Annotated in this window: 20 protein-coding genes and 2 pseudogenes; 8 read left to right on the forward strand and 14 right to left on the reverse strand. The window is 64.9% G+C overall.

Going from position 1 to position 19,027, the window contains the following annotated elements; translation table 11 throughout:
* The 6 genes and pseudogenes from ACWDTP_RS16190 to ACWDTP_RS16215 all read right to left on the reverse strand — a co-directional run.
* Positions 1 to 497, reverse strand: a pseudogene (locus tag ACWDTP_RS16190) (IS1634 family transposase); the annotation flags it as partial.
* A gap of 213 nt (positions 498 to 710) precedes the next feature.
* Positions 711 to 1,181 carry a hypothetical protein gene (locus ACWDTP_RS16195; protein WP_450021420.1) on the reverse strand — a complete coding sequence of 157 codons (471 nt, stop codon included), beginning with the start codon at positions 1,179 to 1,181 and terminating at the stop codon, positions 711 to 713.
* Entirely contained in the window at positions 1,171 to 1,746 is a 576-nt protein-coding gene (locus ACWDTP_RS16200) for a hypothetical protein (protein ID WP_450021422.1), read from the reverse strand. The genes ACWDTP_RS16195 and ACWDTP_RS16200 overlap by 11 nt, the downstream gene beginning before the upstream one ends.
* Positions 1,743 to 4,412, reverse strand: a complete 2,670-nt coding sequence (locus ACWDTP_RS16205) for an ADP-ribosyltransferase (protein ID WP_450021424.1) — start codon at positions 4,410 to 4,412, stop codon at positions 1,743 to 1,745. The genes ACWDTP_RS16200 and ACWDTP_RS16205 overlap by 4 nt, the downstream gene beginning before the upstream one ends.
* Before the next feature lie 3 nt (positions 4,413 to 4,415).
* Entirely contained in the window at positions 4,416 to 4,703 is a 288-nt protein-coding gene (locus ACWDTP_RS16210) for a WXG100 family type VII secretion target (protein ID WP_450021426.1), read from the reverse strand.
* 4 nt (positions 4,704 to 4,707) lie between these two features.
* Positions 4,708 to 5,010: a WXG100 family type VII secretion target gene (locus ACWDTP_RS16215; protein WP_450021428.1), complete on the reverse strand. Its 303-nt coding sequence runs from the start codon at positions 5,008 to 5,010 to the stop codon at positions 4,708 to 4,710.
* A 297-nt stretch (positions 5,011 to 5,307) separates the two neighbouring features.
* On the opposite strand from ACWDTP_RS16215, the gene ACWDTP_RS16220 reads away from it, so the two are divergent.
* Both ACWDTP_RS16220 and ACWDTP_RS16225 read left to right on the forward strand, forming a co-directional pair.
* Complete coding sequence (locus ACWDTP_RS16220) at positions 5,308 to 5,745, forward strand: hypothetical protein (RefSeq protein ID WP_450021430.1); 438 nt, start codon at positions 5,308 to 5,310, stop codon at positions 5,743 to 5,745.
* Positions 5,746 to 5,844: 99 nt separating this feature from the next.
* Complete coding sequence (locus ACWDTP_RS16225) at positions 5,845 to 6,114, forward strand: helix-turn-helix domain-containing protein (protein WP_450021432.1); 270 nt, start codon at positions 5,845 to 5,847, stop codon at positions 6,112 to 6,114.
* 243 nt (positions 6,115 to 6,357) lie between these two features.
* Here the strand turns inward: ACWDTP_RS16225 and ACWDTP_RS16230 are convergent, their stop codons facing one another.
* The gene (locus ACWDTP_RS16230) at positions 6,358 to 6,684 is read right to left on the reverse strand and encodes a helix-turn-helix domain-containing protein (protein ID WP_450021434.1); all 327 of its coding nucleotides are present in this window, start codon (positions 6,682 to 6,684) and stop codon (positions 6,358 to 6,360) included.
* 141 nt (positions 6,685 to 6,825) lie between these two features.
* Between ACWDTP_RS16230 and ACWDTP_RS16235 the strand changes: the two genes are divergently transcribed.
* Positions 6,826 to 7,806 (forward strand): ERCC4 domain-containing protein, encoded by a 981-nt coding sequence (locus tag ACWDTP_RS16235; protein ID WP_450021436.1) that lies wholly within the window; start codon positions 6,826 to 6,828, stop codon positions 7,804 to 7,806.
* A 21-nt stretch (positions 7,807 to 7,827) separates the two neighbouring features.
* On the opposite strand, the gene ACWDTP_RS16240 is transcribed toward ACWDTP_RS16235, so the two are convergent.
* From ACWDTP_RS16240 to ACWDTP_RS16260, 5 genes and pseudogenes are all read right to left on the reverse strand, one after another.
* Positions 7,828 to 9,207: an MFS transporter gene (locus ACWDTP_RS16240; RefSeq protein WP_450021438.1), complete on the reverse strand. Its 1,380-nt coding sequence runs from the start codon at positions 9,205 to 9,207 to the stop codon at positions 7,828 to 7,830.
* Between the two features lie 75 nt (positions 9,208 to 9,282).
* Positions 9,283 to 9,711, reverse strand: a complete 429-nt coding sequence (locus ACWDTP_RS16245) for an NUDIX domain-containing protein (RefSeq protein WP_450021457.1) — start codon at positions 9,709 to 9,711, stop codon at positions 9,283 to 9,285.
* Positions 9,712 to 9,747: 36 nt separating this feature from the next.
* Positions 9,748 to 9,885 (reverse strand): annotated as a pseudogene (locus ACWDTP_RS16250) (NUDIX hydrolase N-terminal domain-containing protein); the annotation flags it as partial.
* Positions 9,886 to 9,975: 90 nt separating this feature from the next.
* Complete coding sequence (locus ACWDTP_RS16255) at positions 9,976 to 10,662, reverse strand: hypothetical protein (RefSeq protein ID WP_450021440.1); 687 nt, start codon at positions 10,660 to 10,662, stop codon at positions 9,976 to 9,978.
* 83 nt (positions 10,663 to 10,745) lie between these two features.
* Positions 10,746 to 11,111: a hypothetical protein gene (locus ACWDTP_RS16260; protein WP_450021442.1), complete on the reverse strand. Its 366-nt coding sequence runs from the start codon at positions 11,109 to 11,111 to the stop codon at positions 10,746 to 10,748.
* A 106-nt stretch (positions 11,112 to 11,217) separates the two neighbouring features.
* Between ACWDTP_RS16260 and ACWDTP_RS16265 the strand changes: the two genes are divergently transcribed.
* The 4 genes from ACWDTP_RS16265 (at position 11,218) to ACWDTP_RS16280 (ending at position 14,170) form a co-directional block, all read left to right on the forward strand.
* Positions 11,218 to 11,469: a FitA-like ribbon-helix-helix domain-containing protein gene (locus ACWDTP_RS16265; RefSeq protein ID WP_450021444.1), complete on the forward strand. Its 252-nt coding sequence runs from the start codon at positions 11,218 to 11,220 to the stop codon at positions 11,467 to 11,469.
* Positions 11,466 to 11,891 (forward strand): PIN domain-containing protein, encoded by a 426-nt coding sequence (locus ACWDTP_RS16270; RefSeq protein WP_450021445.1) that lies wholly within the window; start codon positions 11,466 to 11,468, stop codon positions 11,889 to 11,891. Before ACWDTP_RS16265 ends, ACWDTP_RS16270 begins: the two co-directional genes overlap by 4 nt.
* A gap of 126 nt (positions 11,892 to 12,017) precedes the next feature.
* Entirely contained in the window at positions 12,018 to 13,064 is a 1,047-nt protein-coding gene (locus tag ACWDTP_RS16275; protein WP_450021447.1) for an SEC-C metal-binding domain-containing protein, read from the forward strand.
* Positions 13,061 to 14,170, forward strand: coding sequence for a plasmid pRiA4b ORF-3 family protein (locus ACWDTP_RS16280; RefSeq protein ID WP_450021449.1), 1,110 nt, complete (start codon positions 13,061 to 13,063; stop codon positions 14,168 to 14,170). Before ACWDTP_RS16275 ends, ACWDTP_RS16280 begins: the two co-directional genes overlap by 4 nt.
* 1 nt (position 14,171) lies before the next feature.
* On the opposite strand, the gene ACWDTP_RS16285 is transcribed toward ACWDTP_RS16280, so the two are convergent.
* Together ACWDTP_RS16285 and ACWDTP_RS16290 are read right to left on the reverse strand one after the other, a co-directional pair.
* Positions 14,172 to 14,978 (reverse strand): SWIM zinc finger family protein, encoded by an 807-nt coding sequence (locus tag ACWDTP_RS16285; protein WP_450021451.1) that lies wholly within the window; start codon positions 14,976 to 14,978, stop codon positions 14,172 to 14,174.
* Positions 14,971 to 17,985 carry a DEAD/DEAH box helicase gene (locus ACWDTP_RS16290; protein WP_450021453.1) on the reverse strand — a complete coding sequence of 1,005 codons (3,015 nt, stop codon included), beginning with the start codon at positions 17,983 to 17,985 and terminating at the stop codon, positions 14,971 to 14,973. Before ACWDTP_RS16290 ends, ACWDTP_RS16285 begins: the two co-directional genes overlap by 8 nt.
* Before the next feature lie 251 nt (positions 17,986 to 18,236).
* Here ACWDTP_RS16290 and ACWDTP_RS16295 point away from each other — a divergent pair.
* On the forward strand, positions 18,237 to 19,027 hold a 791-nt coding region (locus tag ACWDTP_RS16295), incomplete at its 3' end, for a branched-chain amino acid ABC transporter permease (RefSeq protein WP_450021455.1).

The following is a 19,027-nucleotide window of genomic DNA, read 5'->3' on the forward strand; positions in this document are numbered from 1 at the left end:
TGACGGTCGATGGTCTTGTAGGACACCAACTGGGCACCAAGGTCAGCGAGCACGCGGGAGGCGTCGAGCTTGCTGGTCGGCTCGACGATCCGAGCAATCACCAAATCGCGAAACACCGCATCGCCGACGGCGTCGAAGCCGAGCCAGTCGTAGACGTGGCCGAGCAGGTCATAGAGCAGCCGTGAGCTGGTCCCGACTGTGCGCCCCGGCGGCACCACCGGACCTACTCCGGCAGGTCTGGACGGATCAGGGATCAGTGCCTGTGCACGGAAATCAGCGACATCGGCCATCGATTGGGCCCGAGCGGACACCTCGAAGTCGAGGGCCACCTGGCCGCCGATGACCATCGCCTTGGCCTGTTCGAGCAGAACGCCCAGTTCGGCGTCGGTATGCGCAGAACCCAGATGCGCCAGGATCACCACCTTGCCCGCGTCCTTGCGGGCCACCTGCACCGCCACCGCACCCGAGGCAGTGCGCACTTTCCGCACGTACGCCACCGCACGAACCTACCCGGTTAGTACCCCAAAACACCCACTCGCCGAAGCAACGCTGCAGGTCAAACAACTACCAGCTCCGACAACCGGGCAAGGTGTCCAAACTCAGGTCACAAAGCCACCAACTTGGTCCGCCCCGGTCTCCACGATCGCGGTCGCCACCGGAGTTGCGAGCAGCTTCTGCAATACGAGCGCGTCAGGCACGCCTGGTTTCCCTCACCGACCGGGCGCAATACCGCGCATTGGGGCGAACCGCCCAGGCGAACGAACGATTACAGGTTCACGTAGGAGAGCCTCCCTCACCCGTTCCTTCACAGCGCTTTCGAGATCTGGCAAATCTTCCGGAAGCCCAGGTGCCGTACCAGTCTCCGCAAGCAGCACAACTTCGTTCTCCACCCCGGCCACTGCGACTGAACCGACTGGAACTAGCAAAGTCGCGGGCAATAGTGCCACTTCCAGCTCATCTGGATGCCGTGATAGCGGGCCGATAAATCGACCGGTGACGGTAACAATGGCGACCACACGTTCTGCGGTGAAGTTCTCAGTGGCCACACGAGGATCCATCGACGTCGGTAGAACCGTCGCCAGAGTGAAGGCAGATGGCGCAGGCACACCAGACATGCCGCGGAAGGTAATGCCCGGCGCTGCAGGAAGGTTCGCAAGCGTATCCGCGATATCAGCCGCCATGCTCAACTTCCTTCGACCGGATCGCATTCAAAGCCGCATTCGCTGTGCGACATACGAACTCCTCCCCACGCACCTCTGCATGAATATTCCATTGCCAGCTACCGACGTATATGCGATCTTCCAAATGAATACCAGGAAACCCAATCTGGATGAGTTCGCTGCTTGGGCATTCCTCGGCCGGGATCGGAAGGGCACTTAGCAACTCGATCGCTACCTCCGATGAATTAACGACGACCACTGGTACCCCTTCACCCTGACGCCCAATCAGAAATGCCGAGGCTCGATCAGCGGCTCGCGAACTACCATTTGCCGCAATCCAGATACTTGCCTCATTAATGTTGATAACAACTGAGTCATCGGTCGCCGCTACAGGGACATCGAGTTGCGATAGTCCACGCGACAAGTCCAAAAGCGAGTCATGTGGGTAACCCCACAGCGAATGCAATGGTTCACACCCGCCAATTGACCATTTACGCGCGTACGGGACAGATAGCCCCTCGCCCACTCGCATACGCTGGCGCAGAGCGTCACCAATCGCGTCCACGCTCGTCAGAATTGTAGTCATCGAAACACCTGCCTCAGAATTATCCTTAAGACGCCGTCATCCCCCAACGTCCTGGATACCACCTCAAATTCAGTGCCGCGCGGAAACAATATCTCCGATTCTTGCATGTATCGTGACAATTGCTTGACGTCAACTCCATCGTAACCTTCGATTTTCAACAACGTCGGCGTCTGGTTTTCACCGGCACCCCGTGCAAATTGCTCGGCGACGTGCGAATCCGTTGATGTGCTCAGATACGCAGGATCACTGAACAATCTTCCTTCGACAAACTGGTCAAGCAACGAGTCCGTTGCCCTCATTCCGCGCCATGTCGTCGAGAACGGGTCATCAGGATCGCCGCGGTACGGCGGCAGGCCGGAAAGACCCTCGTCTGCATGGCTAATCCGTTCTTCCCAATGCGCCCTTTGAGCGTCGGTCATCTGATCAATAGCATTCGCATCAAGTATATCCTGTTGAAGAGGGTTCAAAGGATCTACATTTCGGAGATACGGATTCATGCCGTCATAATTCTCGGTTGTGTAGTCGTACACGCCTTCCACGCCGTCCTTGGTGAGTGAAGGATATTCATCCGATACTTTTTGCGCCCATTCTCCGAATCGGTCCGGGTCGACCTCACCGTTGGAGAGTCGATATTCCTTGTTGATGTCCGTAAGGTCCGGTAAGGCATCGCCGGGAACACCCTGATTCAGCGGCGGATCATGTAATCCCGTATGCGGAGGGTTATTCGGCTCATCGTTGGGTCCGCTCCCGTCCGGACCATCACGTGGAGGTACCGATTCACCGTTGTGCGACGTCCCGTGACCAGAAATGTCTCCCTGAGCCGGTTCCCATCCCCCATGCCCATCACTGTGCGCGTCAGCCATCTCCTGCGGTGCGGGCGCTTCATGCGGAGCCGCGCCGCCCGCCGCGGACGCCTCGTGCGGCCCAGCGCTACTCGGGGCACCTTCACCCGTCGACGCGTGCACCGGCGCCGGCGCATGTGAACCGTTGCCGTGGGGCGCACCGGGAGCCGGTTCCCCGGCCCCATGCCCGGCCACCGGCGGTTCACTCCCGCCATGAGGCGATGCCTCTGCACCCGGTCGCGCTCCAGCGTCGACCGGGGCCTTCCCGGCGCCGGTGTTGCCTCCCGACGCACCGTCCTCGGCCGGCTTCGCCGCCGGAGCGGGCCCCGACTCCGTGGGCCGCGCCACGGGTTCGGGTGCCTTGGGCACCTCCACCGGTTTGGTGCCCAGCCCGTCGAGGTCCGTGCCGATCTTGCCGGCCTGGTCGGCGAGCTCCTTGCCACTGGTTTTCCCGAGAGCTTCCACCCCTCCCCGCGTGGCTTTGCCTTCCGCACGGGCTATCTGGGCTGCTTCCTCCCCCGCCCGGCCCGCGGTGAGACCGGCCTTGGCCTCGCCCGCGCCGGGGATCAGCACTTGCGCGATGTTGCCGATGTTCACGCCCACCCCGACCATCGGGCGGTCGCTGGTCAGATCCTCGTAATCCACAAGGGTTTTCCCGGCCTCGAGGAGATGATCGCCGGCCTGCTGCTGCCCTTCCGGGTCGAGCAGCGGCCCAAGCGGGTTGAGAAACTCCGCCGCGTCCTTCTCGAGGGTCACGATGCCTTTGACGGTGTCGACCGGGTGGGCCAGCAGCGTCGGTATCGACTCGGCAGTTCCGAGCACCGATTTCGCCAACCCCTCCTCCAGATCGGCATAGGCATTGACACGGTCAGCCAAGACATTGCCGACTTGATCACCGAAAAACTGGGTGAACACCTTGCGGTCCCACTCCTCGAAATCGCGGACCAGCCCGTCCATGCCGTCGATGAGGAGTTGGAAGCCGGAGGCGCTGGCCTCCAGTTCACGGCTGAGGGTGTGCAGGATCTCCGAGATGTCGTGGCCGATCTGTTTGAGATCGTCCATCGGATTGTGGCCGCTGAAGATCTTGCCGATCTCGCTGAGAATTCCGGAGGCGCTGAGCCGGTGCAGCAGGTCGCGGATCGCGTCCTGTGAGCTCTGCACCTCGCCGGCGAACGTCTCCAGCTGCTCGGCGATCGCATTGCATTTGCCGGCCAGGTCACCGGAGCGGCTGGTCAAGGTGTTCAGTGCGTCGGTGATGTGCACCAGCTCGGGAATGTCATGACCGCTCACGCCCGACAGACAGTCGCCGGCGTCGCCCGATGCCGTCGATACCGCGGTACCGAACGCTCGCCACGCCCCCGCCACGGCGCGCATGGTGTCCGGATTGCCGTTCGGCCAGCTCCCACCAACGAACTGCTGGACAATCGACCACAAACTGGGTTGCGGAATCTCCGGACCCGACTGACCCGGCACCCCCGACGCCGAGTACTTCGTCGGTTCTGCCGGAACCGGAATCGATTCGCGGCCACCGCCGACGGTCGAGACCGCATCGCTGACCGAATAGTTGTGCGCCGACACCTCGACGCCGTAGCCGACATTGCGGAAGGCATTCACCGCCGACTCGCCCGCCGAGATCACCGCCTGCCCGCCCTTGCGGTAGTCGAGGAAGAATGCCAGGCCCGCCTCGTCGGTGCCGCACATCAACCCCGACCCGGTCAACGCCGAATCCAGCGTATTCAGCGCCGCGATCACCACATCACCCTGCGCACCAACGCTTTTCCCCGAAGCAGCCAACGCCGCGGGATCAACCTCGTATCCGCCCACCCGCTAAGCCCAGTTGCGCAAATTCATTTGCGCCGCACCGTGGTAGTTCTCGTGCGCGCGCTCGGCGACCGTGCGCAGATCGGCTAGTGCCCGCCGCATCTCGGCCGCGCCCTCGGTCCACTGCTGCTGGGCCGCGGCTTGCGCCTGCCCACCCTCGCCGTCCCACGTCGTACCCAGTTGATGCTCGACCGCGGCCAACTGCGCCACCGTCTGTTCCATGTGCTGCTCGAACTGCGACATCCGATCGGCAGCCGCCAACAACACGGCCGGATCCACCTTGAAAGCGCCCATGCCGCTACATCCCCGATTCGTCGATCATCGCCCCGCCGGCCCGGTCGGTCCCGCCGTACCGCGCAGCGGCCGAGGTCAACAGGTCCGACATCGTCGTCAACCCCGCAAGCACCTTCGACGAGCCCTCATGCCACTCGCGCCACACCGCGTCATAGGCCGATGCCGCGCCCCCGGTCCAGCTCGGCCCCAGCATCTGCGCGACTTCGCTGTCCAGCGCACCGAGGCCGTCACGCAACTGCTGCGCCGCGGCGCCGAATTCCGTCGACACCTGCCGCAACACTTCCGGTGTCACCTGCAGATCAGCCATCGTCCCCCCTGTACGGTGCGCCCCCGACGCGTCCGCAGCAATTCTCTCAGGCGCATCCTGGAGATCACCTGTGAGTTTGCTGTACGGCGCGCTCAGACCGCTCCATCGCATTCGCCCCGTTACGCCGCCGGATATGGGCGCGGGCCTGCCGGGGGTAGTCATGGTGCGGAGCTCAGACGACGGTTCTCGATTGGGTCTACTCGCAGCCTGTTCCCCAGTCCGGCGGCGACATCGGTGGGGCGACGCGAGTATGCCGGTTCCTGTCACCCCTCCGCCGTACCGTACGTCGCAACGACGGTGGGCGGAGGCGAGAAGCTGACTGAGTACGTTTCTCTCGTCATCCGTGGCGGGTGCGTCTGGGAGTACGCGCCCGTTGCCGTCGAAGCACTTGATCGGCTGCAGCTGTCTGATCCGTTCGCCCACGGCGAGTTGATGGGTTTGATCGAGGACTCACAAGCGCCCGGTGGACTTGCCGCGGCAATCGGCCGTGACGACGGCTACGACTACCGCGCCCCGTTGCCGCGTCTACCAGCACAGCTCAAAGAACCTCCTCGCCTCGGCGAGCTCAAGATCAAAGGGAAGCGAGGTGTCGAACATCGGCTGTACTTCTCCGAGCCCGACAGCCCCACCAACACCGTGGTCGCGGTGGGATACGGATGCAAAGATCCGCGTGACCTACGAGCGCCGATCAAACAGCGTGATCAGATCCGCAAGGCGATGGCATACACCAAGTAGTGGTTTCGAGCGTGCGGCTACGGGATCCGGCCCTTCGGAAACCGCTAGCCCTGGCACACTTTGTTGCACTATAATGCAACACGATCGAGAGGAGCGCTCATGCCGCACAGCACTACGCCCGTCACGTCAGAAGCATCACGTCGGGCAACCACCATGACGCGCGATCTTCGCCGCGTCATCCGCGACCTCAAGGTTGCCCGCGAAGCACGCGGCCTGTCCGCTTCTCACGTCGCCGACATCATCGGCGTTCATCGGAGCGTTGTCTCCAAGTTCGAGAACCAAACCGGCGACCCAAAATTGTCCACGCTGCTGCGCTACGCGCATGCGGTCGGCGCCGACTTGGAGCTCAACGTCATCACCCACAGTTGAGGACCGACCTACGCATTCTCCAGCGCCCCACCGGGAGAACCGATGGTCAATGACTACGCAGGAAACCTGGTACCGCCTACGTGCGTCCGTGCATTGTGCATCTCACAATGTGGGTTCCACTCATTGTGATTGCAGCCCCGCTTCATTTCGGTCGTTGCAGAAACCAAGATCAATGAGCTCAGAGTTTGTGCGGGATGACCGTGGCGATTCAATTGCCAGCGGCCTGCAGGGTCCGGGCCGCCATCACGTTCTCCCCGTGCCGAACAGTTCGTCGAGCGGATCTACGGGGGCTGACGGCGCCCTCGCGGGCTTTCGCTTCTGGGGAGCGGTCCGTTGTTTACGGACGGCACTCGGCGGCGTCTGTGGAGCGGTCGCTTCGAGGCTCACACCAACGACACGGAGGGCATCGAGCACCCGTTGCGCTTCGAGCCGAGGATGCCCCTTCTCCAGGCGGACAACCCAGTCCCGGCTCGTGCGCAGTTGCTGAGCGAGGTCCGCCTGTGTCATCCCGCGAGCTGCGCGGGCCGAACGGACGAGTGCACCGAGATCGCCCATCGTCCTGACCTGCATGTTTCACCTCGATGTAGTCGTTCGACAACATCTCGCAATGTAGCCGTTCGGCATCTTTCTCGAATGTTGTCGTTCGACTACATTCTGTATCGCGGGGACCTATGAGGAATCGCGGCCCTCCCCACCAGGCACACTCGAGCTGTGGCGGAGTTGGTCATTGCACGCAACCCGGCCGAAGATTCCCGGCTGGGCTATCTGCTGCGGGTTCCGCAGTCCGGCGGCGACCTGGTGTTCCGGACATCGGACACCTGGCCGCGGGTCAAGGCCCTGTACTGCCATCCAGTCAGCCTCGACGAGTGGCCGGCAGATCCCGAGATTGTCGAACGCCTCCCCCTTCGGTCCTGCCAGCGCCGGGGCGCATCGATCGACGTGATTGTGCACCGGTCCAGAGAGAACCGCTCCCAGCTGGTGTTCACCACCGCCCGCGGTCGCGACGTGGTGTTCTGGCAGTCGCCGCGCACCCGGAAGCAGGCACGTCCGAATGTGCGCACCCCGAGCGCTCGCGCGCAGGGGCTCGAGGAGCTGCAGATCCTCGTCGACTCCCACGAGCGCTACGCCTACCGGTTCGCCACCCAGCAGGCCACCACCGTGCCCAAGGCATTGCCGTGCGGCGACTACGGTTTGGAGGTCGACGGCCAATTGGTCGCCAGCGTCGAACGCAAGTCCCTGGCCGATCTGGCCTCCAGCCTGACCAACGGCAGGCTTCGCTATCAGGTCGCCGACCTGGCGGCGCTACCGCGCGCGGCGGTCGTCGTCGAGGACCGCTACTCGCAACTGTTCAAGCTCGACTATGTCAGGCCCGCGGTGGTCGCCGACGGGCTGGCCGAACTGCAGGTCCGGTGGCCGAACGTGCCGATCGTGTTCTGCGAAGCCCGCCCGCTGGCCGAGGAATGGACCTACCGTTTCCTCGCCGCCTCACACGCCTGGGCCACCACCGAATCTGCGGCACAACAACGCATTTCGCCCGTTCGGGTCGACGCCGCGACGCCGGCTCAGGCGACCGGACCCAGCACCGCCGAGGTCCGCACCTGGGCCCGGGCGGCCGGGCTGCCGGTTCCCGACCGCGGGCGGCTGCGCCCCGACATCTGGCAGGCATGGCACGACGCCAACCGGGAAAGCTGACAGCGCGATCGGTGCGGACGCTCAGGAGATCCTCTGCACCTCTTCGAGTTGCCGTCCGGTGCTGCGCGGCCCGAGGACGGCGACGTCGAGACACAGCAGCACGATCAACACCGCCGAACCGGTGAACACCGCCACGGGACCGAACGCCGCCAGCATGGGAACAGCGATGAGGGGCAGCACCACCGACGTCGCGCGGGACAACGAATACGCCGCGCCGCTGGCCGTACTGCGGATCGCGGTGGGGAAGATCTCGGCTTGATAGATGTGGAAGGCGTTGGAGAACACGTTGGAGATCGCGGTGAGCAGGAAGCCGGCAACCACGATCACCGGCACCTGGCTTGCCGCCGCGAACACCACGCCGAACACGGCAATCCCCAACGCGGAAGCGATGATCAGATATTTGCGTTCGAAGCGCTCCACCAGCGGTATCGACAGCAACGAGCCGATCGGATAGCCGGCGAAACTCAGCGCCGCGTAACCCAACGACTCGGTGACATGGAAACCCTTGTTGACCAGCACAAGTGGGGCCAGTGTGCCGAATCCGTAGTAGGCCGCCGTCTGCAGGATCTGGAAGATAATCAGCATGACGCTGCGCGGCCGGTAGTCACGGAACGCGATCCGCAGGACCTCACCGACGCTCGGCGCTGCGTCACCGTCCGCGGTGCGCGCCGACCGACGCACCTCCGCCAGCGGCGTGTTCGGCGCGACTTTGGCCACCACGGACTCGATCACCTCCCACGCTTCGCGGTGGCGGCCCCGGCTCTCCAGCCAACGCGGTGACTCCGGCAGCATCGGGCGCACCGCCAGCACGAACACCGCGCCGAGGCCACCGAGCAACAGCAGCCAGCGCCAGCCGTCGATGCCGAGGATCTCCTGGTGGGCGACGAACTTGCCGCCGAGCAGCGCCGCCAGCGGCACGCCGAGAAACCCGATCGTGTAGGCCCATGCCGTCATGCGCCCCCGAACCCGCGCGGGCACCATCTCCGCAAGGTAGGAGTCGACGAGCACGAGCTCGGCGCCCAACCCGAAACCGGCCAGGAACCGCAACAGCACGAACACCTCGATGTTGGGGGCGAAGGCCGCCGCGAAGGTGAACAGCGAATACAGCAACATGTTGAGGATGAAGATGCGTCGACGTCCGAACCGGTCGGCGGCGATCGAGAGTGCATTGGCGCCGACGAACATTCCGGCGAAGCCGGCAGCGATCACGATTGCCTTGCCCGCCGTGCCGAGACCGAACTCGACGGCCAGCACCGGGGCCAGTACACCGCCGAGAAACACCTCATACAGGTCGAAGAACGTCCCGATGCCGACGAGCACCACCAGCCGCCAATGCCATGCCGAGACCGGGAGTTGTTCCAGCACCGCCGATGCCGTGTCCGTCGGGCGCGCGAAAGTCATCACGTCTCCTTAAGTTCTTCGAGTTCGAACGTCACACCGACCGGTTTCGATTCCGAGTGTCAGTACTACTGGATTTCAGTCGAAGACCGTCGGGAGGGTCGGGTCGAGCCAGTGGGTGTGCACCAGGCGTATCTGCACCTCGTGAACGGACGCCGACAACGGCGGTAGCGCATCCACGCCGAACCATTCGACGGCGGTCGTCTCGGTGAGGTCGCGCGGCACACGGCCCCGTTCCCGACACAGGAAAAACATCTGGTGGACGTGAAAGAGCGGTGGCGGCTGGACGTCCTGTTTGTCCCGGTCGAACACCGCGACGAGCTTCTCGGCATCGACGACGAGACCGGCCTCCTCGCGCACCTCCTTCACCACGGCTTGCGACGGGCTTTCCAGGACATCGCACCACCCTCCCGGAAGTGTCCAGAGTCCGTCGGCTCGTTCCCGGACGAGCAGGACCTCGCCCTCGGAACTGAAGATCGCGCCCCGCACCGAGACCTTGGGTGTCATGTAACCACTTTCGCGAGCAGCGAAGGCGCGCAACTCAGTTAGTTCACAGTCACTTACCAGGTTCAGCATCTCTTCGCCGCACCGACGTACCTCGCCATACCGCTGCCGGTCGAAAGGATCGTGAGCGAACGTCAAGCCGTTCTGCGCAACCGCGAGGAGGCGCAGGGCGTGCATGCGGATCTGGTCGGCGGCATCCGTCTGCGGTGAAACCACGGTTTCAGTGTGCCCCCAATGAAAGTGGGGGCGATGGTCGGCCTGGCCGTACTACCCGAGATCGAACCGTCCGTCACGCAGCCGGTCGCCGGCCCTCGCGTCCACCAACTCCATCCGATCCTCGGCGTGTCGCCAGTAGTGCCGCGTCATCCAATACAGCGGAACACCGGTAGGGACATACAGATTGAGGCCGCCGACGACCTTCTCGCTGCCGTCGCGAAGGCACAACACCACCGATCTGCCAGCCCGTTTTCCGTCTTTGGTGTCCGAATGATCCTTGATGTCGACGATGTCATTCCATTCCACCGTTCTGGTCTTGAGCACGTCGGCGATCTCGACCAGCGCCGGCGTGAACTTGAGATGGCCGACGCTTCTACGCCGCACTCCAGCGACCAAGCCGACGACCGCGACTACGGCGGCGGCAATCATCAATGCGGGGGAGAAAATCTGCATCCCCCGCGACATTGAAATATCGACCACACCCCGTGGTACGAAGATCGCATAGAGAATTGCAGATGGAGCCAGCACAATCAGCCCAATGAAATACAGCACGCCGAACCGTCTGTCCGGCCACACGGTGAATCCCGTCGCATCGGATGACGTTCGCGTTCGCGTCTTGCCGGCAGCAGCCAACAGCAATGTCAGGCACAACATCACGGGAAACGTGAGCAGCCCAAACACCACAACAGCTGTCAAGTAGCTGCCGCGGATTGCGGCCAGAGCTCCTTCAATCGTCATGAAGGCAAGAATCGCGATGATTCCTAAGACTGCCCATATCGGTAGCCGGCCACTCTTGGCCCAGCCCGCTGGTTCGGGAAGATTCAATAAGGACACGCATATTCCCCAATGAACTTGCCCAATCTGGCGCCGCCGAGAGACCCGCCAAGGCCGAAAGCGACTGCCCCAAGAGGGACTGTCAGCGGCGCAGCTGGACCTCCGAATGCGCCGAGCATGGCGCCGAATTCCGCACCACCCCAACCACCGCCGCCGCCCGCGGCCACCACCGCGTTTGCCGTGGCGTCGTCCGCGTCCCCTACCGCGATCAGCATCCCGTTGACAGTCCCTTGCTCTTCCAACGCCAGCGCCTGCAGCTTGGCCATCTCATCTTCGGACATGTACGCCGGATCGACGAGCACCACCCACTGGTCGGTCACATTCAGCGGCCCCGCATCAAGCACAACTGCCACCACCCATCCAGACGCATCCGCGTTGGCCGGCCTTCGGCAGGGCGTGCACACCGTGACTGCATCTGAGTAGAATGACTGCATTGAATGCAACTAGAGGTGGTGACTCATGGCAGCTCTGACGGTGCGCAATCTTCCCGATGAGGTCCACCGCGCCCTTCGAATCCGGGCTGCACATCACGGTCGAAGTACCGAAGCCGAAGTGCGTGCCATCTTGGAGGAAGCGGTCAAGCCAGAGGGACGGGTAAAGCTCGGGACCCTCCTCGCCCATATCGGCCACCACGCGAAACTCAGCGATGAGGATTTCGCGGTCTTCGACCAGCGCGAGAATGCTCCGGCGCAACCCATCGAGTTCGAATGATCCTCGTCGACACGAACGTCATATCGGAACCTTTGCGTAAGGTCCCGGACGCACGCGTCGTCGAATGGATCGATGCACAACCGCTCGAAATCCTCTATCTGTCGGCGATCACGGTGGCGGAACTGCGCTTCGGAGCGGCGTCGTTGCCCGCCGGGAAGCGTCGAGACAGGCTGCGCCACAGCTTGGAAACCCAGGTGCTTCCCCTGTTCGCCGGCCGCATACTCGCATTCGATCTACCGGCATCGCAAAGTTACGCCGACCTCATGTCCAAAGCCCGGGCAGCGGGACTGGCCGTCGGTGTCGCCGACGGCTACATCGCCGCGACGGCGGCCGCCAACGGGATGACGGTAGCCAGCCGCGACGCGGCAGCGTTCGAGGCCACCGGTGTGGCCGTCATCGATCCCTGGCACCAATCGCCATAGCGCCCCAAACGTCCGTGGGTCTTCCCCCATCCACACCTTGGGCCACGGGTCGCCCATATCCGGTTTTCCGGGGGGCATCGAGAGCCCAGATCGGACATCGTCTCGACCTTCCGGCAGGATGCCGATATGACCAGTGAGCTGGATCGGTTGGCACGAGAGTTGGAAGCGGCGGGTACCGCGCAACCACCGGACCCGGGCCGGCACGCGGACGTGTTGGAGCGCGCCGTGCAGGCCTGCACCACCGACCCGGCCGCCAGCGAGATGTTCGACCTCGGCGACCTGTACCTGGACCTTGCGATGGAGTACCAGCAACTTGGTCGCTTCGACGACGCTCTGGCCGCCGCTGACGCAGTGGTCGCCACCGGTATGCGGATGCATCCCGACGCGCGGTGTCTGCGGGCAGAGATCCTGATGCGCGCGGGCCGAGTTGCCGAGGCGGAACCGATCTGGGCTGCGGTGCGGGCCGCCACCCCCGAGGACGTGTGGGTGTACAACAACGCCGGACTCGAGTACGCCGACGTGGGCGAGCACGACACGGCGCTGGGCTGGTTGACCGACGGCCTGCGGCTGACGCTGCACACCGGAGATCCCGAGCTCCTGATGAAACAACTCGCCGATCAGCGACAAACGTGCCTCGATGAGCTGCGCCTGCCCGCCGACGAGCTCCAGCGCGAGGCGGCGACGTTCCTACGAGCGCGGGAGCAGGCTGCGCCCTGGCGGCCTCCCGAATCGACACCCGCTCGCCGTGCCAACGAGGATCCGGTCGGCCCGACGGCGTTGGCCTGGTTTCCGGCAGGCGATTACGAGCAGGCCGTGTGGCTGTGGCCGGACTTTGCCCAAAGCGATCTGATCGCGACACCCGACGGACCGCTACCGCACGCGCAATATTGCCGGGAGTTGCAACTCAAGCTTGTGTCGTATTCCGACACGGGTTTTCCGACACTGATGGTTGCTCCGATACGGATCGCGGCGTTCACGGCCTGGTGTGCCGAAGAGGGGCACCACCCGGATACGCCAGATTCCCGTGCCGAGTACGCCGCGCACCTGACCGCCGCGGGTAGCGCGGAGGTGATCCCGTGGCCACCCGGCCGAAATGACAGGTGCTGGTGCGGATCGGGGCGCAAGTACAAGAAGTGTTGTGCAGCACCGGCCGATAGGACACCGCAACAGTGAAGACCACCCGCCTGCGGGTAGTAATGCGTGACGTCGAGCCCGAGGTCTCTCGGGTGATCGACGTGCCGACCGCAGCATCCCTTCCCGAGTTGCACGACCTGCTGCAGGCGGCCCTCGGCTGGACCGACTCGCATCTGCACCAGTTCGTCACCGCGGAGGCCACCTACGGCTTGAACCTTCCCGGGATGGACGTGTGGCCGGAGGATCAGCGCGACGAGACGAGCGCACGACTGGCCGATCTCGGCCCCCGGTTCGAGTACCTCTACGACTTCGGCGACGACTGGGCCCATGACGTCGAGGTGCTGGGGCCGGGCGAAGAGAGGCCGGGGTGCGTCGACGGACACGGTGCCTGCCCACCCGAGGATTGTGGCGGCCCGCGCGGTTATGCCGGGCTGCTCGAGGTACTCGCCGACCCGGCCCACCCCGAGCACGCGCAGATGCGCAGCTGGGTCGGCAACCGATTGCGGCCGTTCGATCGCGATGCCACCGACCAGTGGGTGCGCCGAGTAGTCGGTGAAGTGCCCGAAAGTGTGCGGCTGCTCTTCGCTCTCATCGCCGATGGGGTGAAACTCACGCCGGGTGGGCGGCTGCCGAGGACGCTGGTGCGCGCTATGCAGGAACATCGCCCGCACTGGTACCTGCTCGACCGACCGGCCGCCATCGAAGAGGACCTGATGCCGCTGGCGGCGCTGCACGGCGTGCTGCGCAGAGTCGGGCTGCTGCGGTTGCGCCGCGGGTTGCTCGCCCCCACCCGCGCCGCCGCCGATGACCTGGCCGTCGTACGCCGACTCCGCTCGGCGTTCGAACCCAACATCTTCACCACCGAGATCGCCGAACTGATCATCGGAGCGATCGCCCAGCACGGACCCTGTGCTTCCAAAGAGCTTGCCGCGCACGTCTATCCGATGCTCGGATACGGATGGCAGATCAACGGGCGGCCCCTCACCGAGCCCGATGTTGAGCGCTCCATTGTCCAACAGTCGTCGATCATGAGAGGACTCGACCTGATCGGCACCAGCAGTTGGCGGGCCTGGGACCTCGGCCCATCGGCCTACACCTTGTTGCCGCGGTCCACCATGCTCGCCGAGATCTGGGCCCGTGAGTAGCTCAGTCCTGCTCGCTGAAGCCCTTATACGCCGGCCACAGGATCTCGGCGAGCCCCCGCCCACGAATCGCAACCGCCACCTCGGGCAGTTGGTCCAGCAGTGCCGTCGGCGCCGCAACCGGAGGGCCGAAGACAGGTATATCGTTCTGCCGCACGAAGAATGAATCAAGGCAGTCGGCCAGGTCAGGCCCCGAGCCCCCTACCCGGTCGACGGCCGGGCGGCCACCCGAACGGGCGGCGGCCAGATTCTCCAGCAGGTCCTCCCGGTCCCGACCGCGCCAGGCGAGGATCGCAAACGGGTCCTCGTCGAACGCCTCGGCCAGCAGGTAGAACGTCGCAGCGAGGTGTTTACACGGCACGGCGGAGTCGGGGCACGAACAATCCAGCGACAGGTCCCGGGCCGTCGTGGGAAACAGCGGCAGCTCCAACGCTTTGAACACGTCCTCGATCTCCGTCGGCATCTCACCGGCGAGCAAAGCCGCTGTGTAAAACGCATTCTCGGCCAGCTCGGCTTCGATCTGCGCCCATTCACTCTTACCAAACGCCACGATCCCGATGCGGACCCGGTAGGGACGCACCCTGCTGCCCTGCACTTCGGCGGTCACCAGACCCGGACCGACGTCCAGCGAGATCACCTGACCGCGGCGGGCATAGTTTCGGCCTCGCTGCATCCGGCTGCCCATACCCATGCCTTCGAGCACCGCGATGAACCGCTGCGACCACCACGTCTGGGCGATCGCACCGCGGGCGCTGCGGGCCTTCAGACCGTCGGCAGCACGGGGCCGTGACGGCGGGTACCAGTCAGTCACCGACGGCTCCTTCCGAAAGGGCGAACAAAGTGCGCAGATCCCCGGTGGACAGCTCGGTCAGCCAGCCCTCCCCGTCACCAACCACCAGATCCGCCAGTGCTTTCTTCTGCTCGATCATGTCGTCGATCTTCTCCTCGAGCGTGCCCGTGCAGATGAACTTGCGCACCTGTACCGTGCGCTTCTGACCGATCCGGAACGCGCGGTCGGTGGCCTGGTTCTCGACCGCGGGGTTCCACCATCGATCCAGGTGCACAACATGATTGGCGGCAGTCAGGGTGAGCCCGGTGCCACCGGCCTTCAACGACAGCAGGAAGATCGACGGACCCTGGCCGGACTGGAACCGCTCGACCATCTCGTCGCGCCGCTTCTTCGGGACGCCGCCGTGCAGGTAGGCGACATCCTGACCGAACCGCGCGGCCAGATGCGGCGCCAACATCTCGGCGAACTCGGTGAACTGGGTGAAGCACAGCACCCGGTCGCCCTCGGCGAGAATCTCCTCCAGAATCTCCTCGAGCCGGATCACCTTGCCTGAGCGCACGCCGACCGACGAGCGGTCGTGCAACAGTTGCGCGGGATGGTTGCAGACCTGCTTGAGTTTGGTCATGGCGGCAAGTACGTTGCCGCGCCTCTCGATTCCGTCGCTGTGCTCGATCTTCTCCATCATCTCGTCGACGATGGATTGATACAGCGACGCCTGTTCGGTGGTGAGCCGGCAGTACTGCTTGACTTCGATCTTCTCGGGCAGATCGCCGATGATGGTCGGGTCGGTCTTGAGCCGCCGCAGAATGTAGGGCCGAGTGATCCGGCGCAGCCGCTCGGCCGGCTCCGTCAGACCGTACTTCTCCACCGGCACCGCATACCGGGCCCGGAATACCTCCGACGAGCCGAGCAGGCCCGGGTTGAGAAAGTCCATGATGGACCACAATTCGGCGAGCCGGTTCTCCACGGGGGTGCCGGTGAGCGCGACCCGGTGCTCGGCGTCGAGCCTGCGCACCGCTTTGGCCCCGCGGGACAGGCTGTTCTTGACGGCCTGCGCCTCGTCGAGCACCACCCGGTTCCACGCGTACTGCTCCAGTTCGTCGATATCGCGCGTGGCCGTGGCGTACGTGGTGACGACGAGGTCGACGTCGGCCAACTGCTCTTCCAGCTCCTCGCCACGCAACCGCGTCGCGCCGTGGTGGGCGTAGACCCGAAGCGCCGGTGCGAATTTCGCGGCCTCCCGTTGCCAGTTGCCGACCAGCGACATGGGGCACAGCAGCAGAGTCGGCGAGGTGTCGGGTGCGTCGTGACGCTGCGCGGATTCCAGCGCAAGCAGTTGCACGGTCTTGCCCAGCCCCATGTCATCGGCCAGGCAGCTACCCAGGCCCACCGATGACAGGAACGCCAGCCAGGACAAGCCCCGCTCCTGGTAGGGACGCAGCGTTGCAGCGAAGTCCGGTGCGGGTTGCAGGGGTTGAATCGATTGCCCGGCAACGCCGTTGAGCAGGTCACCGAGCCATCCGTCGGCCCGCACGGAGATGACCTCAAGCGGGGTGTCGGTGTCGTCGGGATGGCGGGCCGCCAGTGCCAGGATCTCGGCGGGGCTCGCCTGCTCGGACCGGTTGTTCTTGAGGAATTCGAGCCCGCGACGCAGCTGCTCCTGATCCACCGCCACCCATTGGCCGCGCAACTTGATCAAGGGTGCCTTGGTCTGCGACAGCGCGTTGATCTCATCCTCGGTGAGCGTGTCATCACCGACCGCGAGCTCCCACCGGAATTCGACAAGCTGCTCACGGCCGAATCTGCTCGCCGTCGCGACCACCCCATCGACCGGTGTCGACGCCGACACGGCGAGACCCAGCTTGCGGCGCCGATCCCACCACGACGGCAGCAGCACCCCGAAACCCGCGTCATCGAGCAGAGGTGCCGCAACCGACAGGAAGTGGTAGGCGCCCTCGGCGTCCAGGTCGACGCCTGAAGGACGTGAGGTGCGCAGACCGGAGGTCAGTTCCGGGTAGATGCGGACTGCCCGGCCGAGCTCGGCGAGCAGCAGTTCCTCGGGGCGGTCGAGCCAACGCCGCAAGCTGCCGTCGTCGTCCCAGGTCTGCTGCGCCGGGACCAGCAGGCTGGGGTCGGCGACGGACCGCAGGAGGAACTCCAGCCGCCAGCCCGCGGCGTCGTCGTCCGAGTCCACCTCGGTGAGCCGGAAGGTCGCCCGGGCCGGGCCCGGCTCCTCGATCCCGATCTCGTCCCACGGCGCCAGCGCGTCGGCCAAGGCGTCGAGCGCGTCGAAGTCCGCATCGAACCGGCCGTCCGGCGCGGACAGTGCGGTCAACCATTCTTCTTCGACGGCGAGGCGTTTCGGGCGGCGGCCGCGGCGCGGCGGAAGCAGCTCGGCGGCGGGCGGTGTGGCGGCGCGGGCCAGCTCGTCGACGAAAGCTGCCAACGCCGACGAGACCAACTCGGGCGCCTCGGCAGCATCTGATTCCGCGCGGCACACCGGCGGCATAGCTGTGACGATGGCGTTCAGTTCCATCACGTCGGCCCCCTGGATAACGGGCCGCCAGAACGCGACAGGTTGATGCTCGTCGACGCCGAGCGCGGGCAGAATGCGTCCGCGCGCCACCAACTTTCGCGCGAAGTCCGCGATATCGGCGAAGTACTTGACCGAGTCGCCGTATCGCACGTCGGCCGCAGGCTCGTCAAGGACGGCCAGCGCCGAAGCCGCTGGAAGCGATATCACCGGAACCGCCCACGGCAGCAGAGCCGGTGCAGTGCGTGACGCGGGCCGCGGCGTGATCCGCAACAATTGCGGTGAGTCCAGCGGCGACGTCCGAAGCGACGGCAACAGCAGCACCGCGTTACCGGGCTTGCCCGCGTGGATTGAGGCAATCACATCGGCGGCCGCGGCGAAGGGATGCGGCCGGGCGGCGCGCAACGCCTGGCTGGCGCTCTTCACCGGCAGGGCCGAGTCCTCAGCCCACAGACACAGGTCGCCGGACGACCAGAATCCGTGCAGAACCAACATTGATATTTCACTTCCTGGAGGTCACGCCAGGCTAGCCATAGAGCGAGCCGAATCCGCCCCGCCCCGCCGGAAACGACGCTTCTTGGGCCCAATTGGTGACGGGTGAGGTAACTGATGCTGTTGAGGTCGGCTGCCCGGTACATCCCCTCCAGTCCGCCAACACAGTGGCCTCGATCCCATTGATCCGCTGATAACACGCGCCCGCGTGGATACCCTCCGAAGGGTCCTGATTGCCCTGTCGAGAGGACCCCATGACCGCACTCGCGCAGGCGCTTGTCGGGGGGATCCTCATCGGTGGTCTCTATGTGGCCATCAGCATCGGTTTCTCGTTGTCGTTCGGAGTCCTCGACGTCGTCGACCTGGCCGTCGGGATGTGGGTGGTGATCGGCGCGTTCGCCGCGATCGTGGCCAGCGAGACATTCAAGATCGACGCGTTCGCCCTGCTCCCGGCGGTGTTCGTGGTGTTCGGGGTCGTCGGCTGGCTGATCGCGCCGCTGATCTACCGGGTCCGCACCAGCAAGTACGCGCTACCCGCGCTGATGGGTCTGGCGTTCACGTTCGGGCTCGCCACCCTGATCCGCGGCGGGCTGCTCACCGCGTTCGGCTACGACCCGCGCACCATGCGCACCGCCCTCTTCCCCGGCAACATCGAGCTGCTCGGCGTCACCGCACCCACCATCCGGGTGGCCGGCTTCGGCTTCGCCGTCATCGCCACCGGCCTGTTTCTGGCGTTCCTGTTCTACACCCGCACCGGCCTCGCGATCCGCGCCACCGCGCAGAGCAAGGAGAACGCCGGGCTGATGGGTATCGACGTCAAACGGATCAGCAGCCTGGTGTACGCCATCTACACCGGCCTCACCGCGATGGCCGGCGCGCTGCTCGGCGCCATCTACGCCATGACCCCGGAAGTCGGCCTGCGCTACACCCTGTTCGCATTCTTCGTCGTGGTGCTCGCCGGGCTCGGCTCGGTGGTCGGTGTCCTCGTCGCCGGGCTGTTCCTGGGCATCCTGCAGTCGCTGGTCACCACCTACGTCGGCGCCAA

It is taken from the genome of Mycobacterium sp. NPDC003449, from assembly GCF_053588415.1.

Excerpts from the sequence above, each read along its gene's own strand:
- ACWDTP_RS16210 (WP_450021426.1), bottom strand. The coding sequence starts at position 4,703 with ATGGGCGCTTTCAAGGTGGATCCGGCCGTGTTGTTGGCGGCTGCCGAT.
- ACWDTP_RS16255 (WP_450021440.1), bottom strand. The coding sequence starts at position 10,662 with ATGACGATTGAAGGAGCTCTGGCCGCAATCCGCGGCAGCTACTTGACA.
- ACWDTP_RS16290 (WP_450021453.1), bottom strand. The coding sequence starts at position 17,985 with ATGTTGGTTCTGCACGGATTCTGGTCGTCCGGCGACCTGTGTCTGTGG.
- ACWDTP_RS16215 (WP_450021428.1), bottom strand. The coding sequence starts at position 5,010 with ATGGCTGATCTGCAGGTGACACCGGAAGTGTTGCGGCAGGTGTCGACG.
- ACWDTP_RS16200 (WP_450021422.1), bottom strand. The coding sequence starts at position 1,746 with ATGACTACAATTCTGACGAGCGTGGACGCGATTGGTGACGCTCTGCGC.
- ACWDTP_RS16270 (WP_450021445.1), top strand. The coding sequence starts at position 11,466 with ATGATCCTCGTCGACACGAACGTCATATCGGAACCTTTGCGTAAGGTC.
- ACWDTP_RS16240 (WP_450021438.1), bottom strand. The coding sequence starts at position 9,207 with ATGACTTTCGCGCGCCCGACGGACACGGCATCGGCGGTGCTGGAACAA.
- ACWDTP_RS16265 (WP_450021444.1), top strand. The coding sequence starts at position 11,218 with ATGGCAGCTCTGACGGTGCGCAATCTTCCCGATGAGGTCCACCGCGCC.
- ACWDTP_RS16245 (WP_450021457.1), bottom strand. The coding sequence starts at position 9,711 with ATGACACCCAAGGTCTCGGTGCGGGGCGCGATCTTCAGTTCCGAGGGC.
- ACWDTP_RS16195 (WP_450021420.1), bottom strand. The coding sequence starts at position 1,181 with ATGGCGGCTGATATCGCGGATACGCTTGCGAACCTTCCTGCAGCGCCG.
- ACWDTP_RS16230 (WP_450021434.1), bottom strand. The coding sequence starts at position 6,684 with ATGCAGGTCAGGACGATGGGCGATCTCGGTGCACTCGTCCGTTCGGCC.
- ACWDTP_RS16225 (WP_450021432.1), top strand. The coding sequence starts at position 5,845 with ATGCCGCACAGCACTACGCCCGTCACGTCAGAAGCATCACGTCGGGCA.
- ACWDTP_RS16275 (WP_450021447.1), top strand. The coding sequence starts at position 12,018 with ATGACCAGTGAGCTGGATCGGTTGGCACGAGAGTTGGAAGCGGCGGGT.